A 12,101-nucleotide genomic window follows, 5' to 3' on the forward strand; every position below is an offset into this window, starting at 1 on the left:
CTATGGTGGCGCCATCCAGATGGCCGGGCAAGTGCGCGCCAAGGGCGAAGCCCGCCGCACTCGCTCGGACTTTATGCAGATGGAAAAGGACCGTGGTATCTCTGTCTCGGCCTCAGCAATGTCATTTGATTTCAGTGGCTTGCGATTCAATCTTGTTGACACCCCCGGCCACTCGGACTTTTCCGAAGATACCTATCGCACGCTCACTGCGGTAGACGCTGCAGTGATGGTTATCGACGGCGCCAAGGGCGTTGAAAGCCAGACCCAAAAGCTCTTTGAAGTCTGCCGCCTGCGCGACCTTCCGATCCTGACCTTCTGTAACAAGATGGACCGCGAAAGCCGCGACACCTTTGAAATTATTGACGAAATTCAAGAGATGTTGGCGATAGACGTCACGCCCGCAAGCTGGCCCATCGGGGTCGGTTCCGAATTTATGGGCTGCTATGATCTCTTGAATGACCGCCTTGAGCTGATGGACCGCGCAGACAGAAACAAAGTTGCCGAATCCATCAAGATCAAAGGCTTAGATGACCCAAAACTGGCGGAGCACTTGCCCAAGCACCTGCTCGAGAAGCTTCTGGAAGAGGTCGAAATGGCCCGTGAACTGCTCCCTGAGCTCGTTCCCCAGTCTGTCCTTGAAGGCCATATGACCCCGATCTGGTTTGGCTCCGCCATCAACAGCTTCGGCGTCCAAGAGCTCATGAACGGCATCGGCCAATACGGCCCCGAGCCGCAGGTCCAAAAAGCCGAGCCTCGCAACATCGCCCCCGAAGAAACCAAGGTTTCTGGCTTTGTTTTCAAGGTCCAAGCCAACATGGATCCCAAACATCGTGACCGTGTTGCCTTTGTGCGCATGGCCTCGGGCCACTTCAAACGCGGCATGAAGCTGACCCATGTGCGCAGCAAAAAACCGATGGCAATCACTAACCCTGTACTCTTCCTTGCCTCCGACCGCGAACTTGCCGAGGAAGCATGGGCCGGTGACATCATCGGCATTCCCAACCACGGCCAGTTGCGTATCGGCGATACGTTAACCGAAGGTGAACTTTTGCGCGTTACCAATATTCCCTCCTTTGCACCCGAGCTTTTGCAAGGTGTGCGTGCGATGGATCCGATGAAGTCTAAGCACCTCGAAAAAGCTTTGATGCAATTTGCCGAAGAGGGAGCCGCGAAAGTTTTTAAGCCAAGCATTGGTTCGGGCTTCATCGTCGGTGTCGTCGGCGCGCTGCAGTTTGAAGTGCTCGCAAGCCGCATCGAGCTTGAATACGGCCTGCCCGTGCGCTTCGAGGGCTCACAGTTCAAGTCTGCCCGCTGGGTGAACGGTGATCGCCAAGATGTTGAAAAGTTTGTGAATTTAAACAAACAACATATCGCTCATGACCACGATGGAGACATCGTGTATCTCACACGTCTTCAATGGGACATTGACCGCGTCGAGCGCGATCACAAAGAGATCAAACTCACCGCGACAAAGGAAATGATGGTCTAGAGCGCCACCCCGTGGCACTATTTTTTTATGAGTTCGCAAACCCTTACATACGCAGGCGGCGCAGAAGAAATTATCGTACGCTGGATGAAACGCCGCACGCCGTTTCATATGGAAGACGATTCGTTTGATCTCACACAAGACTTCGCCCCCTTGAGGGCCAGCCTGCTGCCCTAAAGTGCAGCAGAGCCTCAAGGCGAACGTGGCACATTTGCTCTAAAATCCAGCATGATAGCATATGAGTTTAGCGGCCTCTCTGAGCTCGCCTTTCTCAATGCCCGCCTCATCGCACTGCTCCGTCGCGCCGAGCCCCCTGCAGGTGCTGCCCCTCTCTTTCGCCGCCTCTGGGCCGAGGAAAGCCCCCACCTGCTCACACAACTTGACCTGCGCTGGCAAGTCTCCTCTGCAATGACATTCGCCGATCACGGCACAGTCGGTTCCGAGCAGGCACTGGGCACATCTCTCAAAATGCTCTTTGGCCTCATAAAGCTCTACGAATTTGAGCGCCTTTTCACAGGTCTTGCGCCTGAAGAGCCGCATCGTTTCGGAAAGCGCAGCCCCGCCCCTATGCCTCTCGCGATGGATCAATACTCGCTCAACAATGGCGGCCTGGATCTGGCCCTGCTGGCTCCGCTTTATCTCCAAGCCGAGCAAGCCCCAGTGCTCAAGCCACTAGCACTCAGCCTGCTTGATGCGCTCAACGCCGAAGATGGGACAATCTTCCGCCGCCTCGCTATAGTGAAGCAACGCCGCGCGAAATCCCGCAACCCTGAGGAAAAATCGCGATGAAGTGGGGCATTGTCAGTACGATCAAAGCCCCTCTGGAGGAGATCGAGCGCTTCGCTGCGCACCATCTGGAGCTAGGGGCTGACAGACTCATCCTGTATCTTGATGATGACAACGAGTCCGCCTTTCAAGCGCTAAGACAACACCCCAAACTGCGTGTCCTACGCACTCATGGAGAGCACTGGCGCGGCAAGAACCGCCCTGCAAAACATCACGCGCGACAAGGCGCAAACGCACGCCACGCCTACAAACGCAAAGCAAACGGGCTCGAGTGGCTTGCACATATCGATGTCGATGAGTTCCTTTGGCCCCTTAAGCGGCCCCTTGCGGAACAGCTCGCCGCTCTGCCCAAAGGCTGCATGGCCGCACGCGTACGCCCGATCGAAGCCCTCGCCTCTCAGACGGGGAACTACTTCAAGGCAATGGCCAACGAGCGCAAGCAGCGTCAGCGCGAAACAGACGCAATTTATCCGACATATGGCCATCACCTAAACAGTGGATTTCTCAGCCACGTCGCCGGTAAGCTCTTCGCGCGCACTGGCTCCGAAGAGGCAGACTTTCGCATCCACAACGTATTTCTCAATGGTGCCCAAAACCCTGAGCAAGAAGAACTTCTCGGCACAGAACTCTGCCACATCCACGCCGCAAGCTATGGCCATTGGATGCAAAACTACCGCTATCGGCTCTCCCACGGCGTCTATCGCGCCGAGCTCAAGCCCAACCGCGCACCAGAGCTTGGCGGGCTTACACTTCATGAATTGTTAAAAACGATAGAAGACACGGATGGCGAGGATGGCCTCAAAGCATTTTATGAGGAAGTCTGCACTGCGACACCCGAGCTTTTGAAACGTTTGGATGAACATGGCCTTTTGCGCAGCTACGATCTGGAGCTAGAGGTCAAACGACAAAAGCACTTTGCGCTGCGCCCATAGAAGCCTTCAAAATAATTATAGCACACGGATATCACTTCAGCTGTATAACTGCGTAAAGCGGCGCCAATGGTGCGGACACATTGACCTTACCGCCCCTTTTGGCTAAAGACCCTGTCAGGAGTTGATAAAGCGCTAGGCTGGGCCAAACGGGCCTAACTCCTGCCAAGATGCTACGGGCCCTGATGTGTCCGTAAACAACGGATACACATGACAAAATTTTCTGATCTGAATCTTGATCCAAAGGTTCTCAAAGCTGTTGCCGACACAGGCTACGAAACACCCACTCCCATTCAGGCTGGTGCGATTCCTCCCGCACTCGAAGGCCGTGACGTTTTGGGCATCGCCCAGACAGGCACAGGCAAGACCGCCTCATTCACTCTGCCGATGATCTCGATGCTTGCCCGTGGGCGCGCTCGCGCTCGTATGCCTCGCAGCCTTGTGCTCTGCCCCACACGTGAGCTGGCGGCGCAGGTTGCTGAAAACTTTGACGCCTACGCCAAATATGTGAAGCTCAATAAAGCCCTGCTAATCGGAGGTGTTAGCTTCAAAGAGCAAGAGGCTGTGATCAACCGGGGCGCAGACGTCCTCATTGCCACACCTGGACGCCTGCTTGACCATTTTGAACGCGGCAAGCTCTTGCTGACAGGTGTACAAATCATGGTGGTTGACGAAGCCGACCGCATGCTCGACATGGGCTTTATCCCCGATATTGAGCGCATCTTCAGTCTTACGCCGTTCACCCGCCAGACGCTTTTCTTCTCGGCGACCATGGCACCAGAGATCGAGCGCATTACAAACACGTTCCTCTCAAACCCAGCCCGCATCGAAGTCGCGCGCCAAGCGACAACATCAGAGAACATTACCCAGTCTGTGGTCATGTTCAAAGGCTCACGCAAGGACCGTGAAGGCACAGAGAAACGCAAGCTTCTGCGCGACCTGATTGAAGGCGAAGGCGAGAACTGTAGAAACGCAATTATCTTCTGTAACCGTAAAGTTGATGTCGATACGGTCGCCAAATCCATGAAGAAATATGGCCTCGATGCTGCTGCCATCCATGGTGACCTTGAACAGTCGCACCGCATGCGCACGCTCGACGGGTTCCGCGATGGCACATTGCGTTTCCTTGTGGCTTCCGATGTGGCCGCGCGTGGCCTAGATATTCCGAACGTAAGCCATGTCTTTAACTACGATGTACCAAGCCATGCCGAAGACTACGTTCACCGTATCGGTCGAACGGGTCGCGCAGGCAAAAAAGGCACCGCGATCATGATCTGCAGCACGCGCGACGAGCGTAACCTTACAGACATCGAAGCCTTGGTGAAACACCAGATCCCGCGGAGCGGTGAGGAGCTTGTATCTAAGCCTGAAACCGTCGCAGCCACAAGCAAGCCCGAGACAGAAGAGAAGCCCGAGCGCCCCTCCCGCTCGCGCAAACCCAAGCCTGCAGCGCCCAAAGCTGAGATCATCGAAGTCCAAAAAGAAGATGCGCCAAAGCAAGAAACGCCCGCTGCATCCCAGCCTAGCGACACACAAAATGAGCAGGCTCAAAGCCGTTCACAGCAAAACGAGCGAAAAAATACGCCACGCTCCAATGACAACGGCCGTAACAACAACCAGCGCGGCGGTCAGCCCGTTGGCCTTGGCACTGATATGCCGACCTTCATTGCAAAAAGCTTTGAAGAACGTATGGAAAACTAATCCATCAATGCATCAATCCGTTGCCCTGCCCGTTCGTGATGAATGGGCAGGGTGCGCCCATAAAGCTGCTCTGTACGCTCTGGCGCCCCAACCATATTTGGCTCTTCAACATACGAAAAAATCGCTACATAGCGCCGCCGCTGCCCCTTAAGCGGTGCGACGCGATGTAACGAGTAGCGCCCGCGAAAGAGCTGCAAATCTCCGGGTTCCAGCTCTAGCACTTTCACTCTGTCAGATTGCCCACGCAGAACGCGGCCGACTTCGTCAAAGTTTTCGTTCTTAGCACGGATCGCAGGCGCATATTCAAACGCGCCCCCGCTTTCGGCATTCTGAATGACAAGTGTCACCGTGAAATTATTTGTATCAAAATGCCAAGGAAAGCCCTCGCCTTCCTCTGCCATATTCACGATCACATCCGCCAACGGATCAGCATAGCGATAAAAATTCTCTTCCTGCAAACACGCCTGAATAAAGGCGTCAAAACCTTCAAAGTCATGGATCTGACGCAAGGCCCCGTCAGGTGAAAAGTTGTCAGCAGGAATGAATGCGTTGGAGCGATCAAAAAACTGTCGCTTGGGGTGATCCGCTGGCAAGTCGGGATCATCCTTTGTGAAGTATGCATTGGTACGGTTAAATGAACGGTGGCCTTGTTCTGATACGCTTTCTGCCTCCGCTGTCAGCGCCGCAACGCCGTCAGCTGTCAAAAACCCCTTTAGAACAGCGCAGCCATCACGCTCCAAATCTGCGCGCACGGTCTCAAGAAACGCCACCCTTTCGGGGCCGTCAGCACCGATGGGGTAAGTTTTCAGATTGATAAAGTCATGTGCAGACATGAGCCGCCCTCCTTATTTTCTCAGGAGAGCGGCCCTATTCGATAGCTTCTGCCAGCTTTTCGACCAAAAAGCGTCGCTATCAAGCCAAACGGCTGATAATGACACTCACCTCGGCTTTTTTGCCAATCTCATCAAGCGTGGTGCGACGCGCGATCTTGCGAAGCTCCTGTTCGATCTTACCGTCGTCTTTCAGCGTCGCTTCTTTTGCGCGGCTAAGGAATTGCCCGAGGTCTTCTTCCAGCACTTCCACCAGAGGCGCTTTGCTGCGTCCTGTTTCGGGCAAGCCCATCAGCTCACACCAAGGCTCGCCAAGAGGCTCGCCGTCTTCGTCCAAAATAACCGTGACAATGACATGCCCATTGAGCGCCATGCGGATACGGTCTCGCACAATCCCGTCAAGCGCGCCGATCTGGGTTGAGCCATCAAGATAACGGCGGCCTGTCTCTATATACTCGACCACCTTGGGCTTATTCCCTGAAAGTTCCACCATCATACCATTCACGGCCACAGCACTCGCGCGCCCGGCTTCTTCGGCAAGCTTGGCATGCTCCCGCAAATGGCGGTGCTCGCCATGCATCGGAATAACCATCTGAGGGTCCATCAACTCATGTGCCTTGGCAATGTCAGGGCGATTGGCATGACCAGAGACATGATAAAGGCCGTCGTTATCATCGACGACATCAACACCCATTTCGGAAAACTGGTTCATGATCGAGATCACGCCACGCTCGTTGCCCGGAATAGTCTTTGAAGAAAAGAGGAACATATCCCCTTCTTTCATCTCAATGCCGTTGAATTTGCCACGCGCAAGCTGAGCTGAGGCCGCGCGGCGCTCGCCTTGTGAGCCTGTGACCAAAAGCATCAGATTCTCACGCGGCACGTCACGCGCATCGTCGATTGACACAACTGGCGGAAAACTCCCCAGAACGCCTGTTTCTATCGACGCCTCCACCATGCGGCGCATTGCACGCCCCATAAGGCAGATAGAGCGTCCAGCACGTTCGCCAGCCTCGGCCAGCGTCTTTACACGGGCGACATTTGAGGCAAATGTTGTAGCGACAACCATCCGTTCAGCGCCTTTGATCAGCGCCTCAAGATTACCACCAAGCTCACTTTCGGAACGACCAGCATTTTTGGTGAACACATTGGTTGAATCGCAAACCAGAGCTTTGATCCCGTCTTTGGCAATGTCCTGCCAAAGCGCCTCATCAAAAGCTTCGCCAACGATAGGGTTATGATCAATCTTGAAATCACCTGTGTGGAAGACGCGCCCTCCTGCTGTTTCAATCAGCAAGGAAGAGCTTTCAGGGATCGAGTGTGACACAGGAACAAAGCTTACTTTGAAAGGCCCTGTCTCGACGCATTCGGGATAAGCAGAAACCGTGGTCACGGTCTCATCCCCAAAGCCATGCTCAGAAAGCTTGCGCCGCGCAATATTGGCCGTAAAGGCCCTTGCATAGACAGGCACACCCAATTGACCAAAGAAATGCCCAACAGCGCCAACGTGATCTTCATGCGCGTGAGTGATAAATATCGCCTCGAGCTGGTCTTTGCGGTCCGTGACCCAAGTCAGGTCAGGGAAGATGAGGTCGACCCCGGGGCTCGTATCCATATCCGGGAATGTCACGCCCAGATCGACAAGAATAAGCCGCTCCTTGTCTTTCGGCCCATAGCCGTAGACGTAACAGTTCATTCCGATCTCGCCTGCCCCGCCAAGGGGAAGGTAGATTAGTCGTTCCGTGCTCATATAGTTCCCTGCTCTTTGTTATAGCTGTGTATCACGCGTAATCCGTGCATCGTGAGGTCATCTTCAATTGTATCAAATAGTTCTTCGCCTTGAGCAAACAGCGGCGCAAGCCCGCCCGTGCCAATCACTTTCATGGGTCCGCCGAACTCTTCGCGCACGCGGCTTGTCAGTTCCTTTATGAGGCCGACGTAGCCCCAGAATATTCCAGACTGGATACAAGCAACTGTATTCGTCCCGATGACGCGCTCGGGCTGCGTTATGTCTACATGTGGCAAGGCCGCCGCGCCTTGGTGAAGCGCTTCAAGGCTCAGGTTGACCCCTGGCGCGATCACACCACCCACATAGGCACCATCCTCGGCCACCACATCAATATTGGTCGCTGTGCCAAAGTCGATAACCATAGCATTGCCGCCATGTCTGTCAAAACAACCCGCTGCATTTGCGAGCCTGTCAGGACCAACCCCAGTACCTGGGTCGACCCTTGGTGTCACAGGCAAAAGACACTCTGGCTTGCCTACAACAAGTGGACGACAGTCAAAGAAGCGGTCGGCGAAAACCCGCAGGTTCCAGACGACACGCGGCACAGTTGAACTGATCACAACATCGGTGATGTCAGGCTTGATATTATAGTGGCTGATGAGGGTCGTGAACCACGTAAAATAGGCATCCGCAGTGCGCGAGTGATGCGTTGAAGTACGCAGCGTGCACAGCCACTTTTCGCCATCCCAAATCGAGAAAACTGTATTTGTATTGCCGCAATCTATCGCGAGTAACATGGGCTTCCCCCCTTAGAAAAACACATCAGCAGCAGGAATGCTCATACGCCCTTTGGCACTGGTTAATACCAAATGTCCCTGCTCGTCCACCGTCTCAAACGTACCATGCATCTCTTCGCGCATTGTGCGGGCGCGTATCTGATCGCCAAGTTTGGCCGCCTTGGCCAGCCATGCCTCACGCACGACGCCAAAACCATAGGTGCGAAAGCGCTCTTCCCATGGTGCGTAAGCGGCTGCCAGATGCGTCATGAATACCTCTGCAGACACATCGGCTCCCGCTTCGGACTTAAGAGCCACAGGCCGCAGCGCACCCTCTTCCACTTCGTTCACATCTGGTGCTTTCGCCAGATTCACGCCAACGCCGATCACCAGCGTATTACCGGCGCTTTCAAGTAAAATTCCTGCAAGCTTGCCACCATTGAGCAGAACATCATTGGGCCACTTAAGGCTCAAGTTAGCATTTAGGTCAGCCACAGCGCGTACAGCATCGAACAAGGCAAGAGACGCAACAAAAGACCGCAAGCCCATCTCGGCAGGGCTTCCCGCATTTGGCAAAACGAGGCTGGCACTAAAGTTGCCAGCAGGCATAGCCCAAGCCCTACCCCGCCTGCCCCGCGCACCAGTCTGGTGCGCCGCAAATATCCAGCATGGCCCGGGAAGCTCTTTCAGAACGCGTGTCGCTTCTGACATCGTGCTATCCACTTCGCTCAAGCTGCGAAGATCATATCCCGAAGGCCAGTCCGAAGGCGGCGCCACAATCAGTTGACAAGCGCTGCTGCCGCTGTGGCCGCTGCACTATCTATCCCGAAGAGGCTTACAACACCGACAACCATAACCAGAGCCGCACCCATGAGCATCACCCACAACACAGGAGAGCTGTTCTCGTCCATTGCGGCCTGCGTCTCTTCTCCAAAATACATGAAGTAAACGATGCGCAGATAGTAATAGGCACCAATCGCTGACGCTACCGCGCTTGCAACAACAAGCCAGAACAGCCCTGCGTCAATACCAGCTTGCCAGACGCCAAGCTTGGCAAAGAAGCCCAACATTGGCGGAACGCCCGCAAGACTGAACAATAGAACCAAAAGCGCCATGGCCTTGCCAGGCTCCGCTTTCGAATACATCCGAAGAGCATCAATATCTGTCACAGGAATACCATCGCGCTCCATGCTCAAAATAAAGGCAAACGTGCCGATATTCATCGTCACATAGATCGCCATATAAGTCAGCATCGCCTCAATCCCGAAGGCCGTTCCAGCCGCGAGCCCAATCATCGCGTATCCCATGTGGGCAATCGAAGAATAAGCCATAAGGCGTTTGATGTTGGTCTGGCCGATCGCCGCAATCGCGCCGACAAACATGGACAAACCCGAAATCAAGATCAAAACTTGCGTCCAGTCAGCCGAAACACCACCGAAAGCATCGTGCAGCACCCGCGCAAACAGTGCCATCGCAGCAACTTTGGGCGCAGTGGCAAAGAAGGTCGTTACAGGTGTGGGAGAGCCTTCATATACATCAGGCGTCCACATATGGAATGGAACAGCGCTCACTTTGAACGCGAGACCCGCCATCACAAAGACGAGACCAAATAGAAGGCCCACAGGCGCAAGCCCATCTCCCGCCGCGGCCACAATGCCTGAGAAGAGTGTCGTGCCGGCATAGCCATACACCAGCGAAGAGCCGTAGAGCAGCAAACCTGAAGACAGAGCACCCAATACGAAATACTTGAGCCCTGCTTCTGTGGAACGCAGACTGTCACGGCGCATCGCGGCGATCACGTAAAGTGCCAGAGATTGCAGCTCAAGCCCCATGTAAAGCGCCATAAGATCACCAGCCGAGACCATAAACATCATCCCGACGACACTAAGTGCCACAAGGATAGGATACTCGAATTTCATCATCTTATGACGCTCAAGATAGCCCATGCCCATCACCAGCACGGCGGCGGCAGATAGCAAAATCGTCACCTTGGCAAAGCGTGCAAAGGCATCGTCGACAAACATACCGCCAAAGGCGGTGTTGGCTCCGCCTCCGTTCAGCCCGATCCACGCTGCAACCAAGAGCAATAGCCCCGCTGTGGCGTAGGTTACGAGCCCCGCGAGCTTGTCTTTACTCGTGTAGATAGCCCCTAAAAGCGCCAGCATCGCGTAGACGGAAATCACGATTTCCGGCAGGATTGTATTCAGATCAGCCTGCATAAGTCTCTCCGTTAGTGCGATTGGGCCAGCGCAGCGGCGGCCGTGCCTGCATCATGCAAGGCAATGTGATAGTTTGAAACGAGCGCTTCGACTGAAGGCCCGATGATATCGGTGACAAGGCTCGGATAAACACCAAGCAACAGCGTCATCACGACGAGCGGCGCAAAGATAGCTTTCTCCCGCGTGGTCATATCGCTGATGGTTTTGAGGCTTTCCTTGATCAGATCGCCAAATACGACGCGGCGGTAAAGCCAAAGCGCATACCCCGCCGACAAGATCACCCCCAGAGCCGCGACTGCCGCAACCCACGTGTTGACTTGGAAAATACCCATCAGCGTGAGGAATTCGCCGACAAACCCAGAAGTACCAGGCAAGCCCACGTTCGCCATGGTGAAGAACATGAAGATCAGTGCATAGGCTGGCATGCGGTTTACAAGGCCGCCGTAGGCGTCGATCTCACGGGTGTGCATACGGTCATAAATGACACCCACACAAAGGAAGAGCGCGCCCGAGATAAAGCCGTGGCTGATCATCTGGAAGATCGCACCATCAACACCCTGCTGGTTCACAGCAAAGATACCCATGGTTACAAAGCCCATGTGTGCGACCGAGGAGTAAGCAATGAGCTTTTTCATATCGTCCTGAACAAGCGCGACAAGCGACGTATAAACAATCGCAATTGCGCTCATCCAAAGCACAAGCGGCGCCATGACATCTGATCCCACAGGGAACATCGGCAGACTAAAGCGCAAGAAACCATAACCGCCCATTTTCAGAAGGATCGCTGCCAGAACAACAGAGCCCGCGGTCGGCGCTTGAACGTGCGCATCAGGCAGCCACGTATGCACAGGCCACATCGGCATTTTGACAGCAAAGCTCGCAAAGAACGCAAGGAACATGAGCGTCTGCAAGCCACCAACAACCTGCACCCCAAGGATAGAGAAACCCTCAGATCCAAATGTATGCGTCATAAGCGTTGGGATATCAGTCGTTCCAGCAACTGCAAACATCGCAACCATAGCCACAAGCATCAGAACTGAGCCGAGGAAGGTATAGAGGAAGAATTTGAAGCTCGCATAAATACGCTCTTTGCCACCCCATATCCCGATGATCAGGAACATGGGGATAAGGCCCGCTTCAAAGAAGACATAGAAGAGCACAAGATCAAGCGCCATAAAGACGCCGAGCATCAGCGTCTCAAGAACGAGGAAGGCAATCATATATTCCTTCACGCGCGTGCTAACGTTCCAGCTTGCTGCAATCGTCAGCGGCATCATGAAGGTCGTGAGCATAACAAACAGGACGCTAATACCGTCAACGCCCAGCTTGTATTTTAGCCCCATCAGCCATTCGCGCTCTTCCACCATTTGAAAGCCCGTGTCTGAAGAGTCAAAGCCTGACAGGATAAAGAGCGAGACCAAGAATGTGATCGACGTTGCAATCAACGCCACCCACTTAGCGTTGCGTGCTGCCGCCTCATCATAGCCGCGCAGAAAGAGCGCCAGAATGAGCGCCGCAAGCGCTGGAATAAAAGTGACAATGGAAAGAAGATTGTCCATTACCGTGTGCCCCCTGTAAAGGCCATCCACATGACGAGGACGACGACCCCGAGAACCATGGCGAATGCATAGGTGAAAATATAACC

11 protein-coding genes are annotated in these 12,101 nt (G+C 54.3%); 5 read left to right on the forward strand and 6 right to left on the reverse strand.

The genetic code is table 11. The features are described from left to right. The 5 genes from P8O11_RS11300 to P8O11_RS11320 form a co-directional block, all read left to right on the forward strand. Positions 1–1,489, forward strand: a 1,489-nt coding sequence (locus P8O11_RS11300) for a peptide chain release factor 3 (protein ID WP_300294255.1), incomplete at its 5' end; no start/stop codon positions are given. A 27-nt stretch (positions 1,490–1,516) separates the two neighbouring features. Continuing rightward, positions 1,517–1,663 (forward strand): hypothetical protein, encoded by a 147-nt coding sequence (locus P8O11_RS11305; RefSeq protein WP_300294256.1) that lies wholly within the window; start codon positions 1,517–1,519, stop codon positions 1,661–1,663. A gap of 51 nt (positions 1,664–1,714) precedes the next feature. Beyond that, complete coding sequence (locus P8O11_RS11310) at positions 1,715–2,275, forward strand: hypothetical protein (RefSeq protein WP_300294257.1); 561 nt, start codon at positions 1,715–1,717, stop codon at positions 2,273–2,275. Next, complete coding sequence (locus P8O11_RS11315) at positions 2,272–3,204, forward strand: glycosyltransferase family 2 protein (protein ID WP_300294259.1); 933 nt, start codon at positions 2,272–2,274, stop codon at positions 3,202–3,204. Before P8O11_RS11310 ends, P8O11_RS11315 begins: the two co-directional genes overlap by 4 nt. A 207-nt stretch (positions 3,205–3,411) precedes the next feature. Further along, the gene (locus P8O11_RS11320; RefSeq protein ID WP_300294261.1) at positions 3,412–4,902 is read left to right on the forward strand and encodes a DEAD/DEAH box helicase; all 1,491 of its coding nucleotides are present in this window, start codon (positions 3,412–3,414) and stop codon (positions 4,900–4,902) included. Here the strand turns inward: P8O11_RS11320 and P8O11_RS11325 are convergent. From P8O11_RS11325 to P8O11_RS11350, 6 genes are all read right to left on the reverse strand, one after another. Then, complete coding sequence (locus P8O11_RS11325) at positions 4,899–5,735, reverse strand: phytanoyl-CoA dioxygenase family protein (protein ID WP_300294263.1); 837 nt, start codon at positions 5,733–5,735, stop codon at positions 4,899–4,901. The two genes, P8O11_RS11320 and P8O11_RS11325, sit on opposite strands and share 4 nt — an antisense overlap. A gap of 79 nt (positions 5,736–5,814) precedes the next feature. Further along, a complete protein-coding gene (locus tag P8O11_RS11330) occupies positions 5,815–7,482 on the reverse strand; it encodes a ribonuclease J (RefSeq protein ID WP_300294265.1) in 1,668 nt (555 codons plus the stop codon). Next, positions 7,479–8,258 (reverse strand): type III pantothenate kinase, encoded by a 780-nt coding sequence (locus P8O11_RS11335; RefSeq protein WP_300294267.1) that lies wholly within the window; start codon positions 8,256–8,258, stop codon positions 7,479–7,481. The genes P8O11_RS11330 and P8O11_RS11335 overlap by 4 nt, the downstream gene beginning before the upstream one ends. A gap of 12 nt (positions 8,259–8,270) precedes the next feature. Next, entirely contained in the window at positions 8,271–9,014 is a 744-nt protein-coding gene (locus tag P8O11_RS11340) for a biotin--[acetyl-CoA-carboxylase] ligase (protein ID WP_300294269.1), read from the reverse strand. A gap of 2 nt (positions 9,015–9,016) precedes the next feature. Continuing rightward, positions 9,017–10,456 carry an NADH-quinone oxidoreductase subunit NuoN gene (gene nuoN, locus P8O11_RS11345; RefSeq protein ID WP_300294271.1) on the reverse strand — a complete coding sequence of 480 codons (1,440 nt, stop codon included), beginning with the start codon at positions 10,454–10,456 and terminating at the stop codon, positions 9,017–9,019. An 11-nt stretch (positions 10,457–10,467) separates the two neighbouring features. Next, complete coding sequence (locus P8O11_RS11350) at positions 10,468–12,015, reverse strand: NADH-quinone oxidoreductase subunit M (RefSeq protein WP_300294273.1); 1,548 nt, start codon at positions 12,013–12,015, stop codon at positions 10,468–10,470. Positions 12,016–12,101 lie beyond the last annotated feature (86 nt).

This window comes from Lentibacter sp. (assembly GCF_029254145.1).
Classification (GTDB): domain Bacteria; phylum Pseudomonadota; class Alphaproteobacteria; order Rhodobacterales; family Rhodobacteraceae; genus Lentibacter.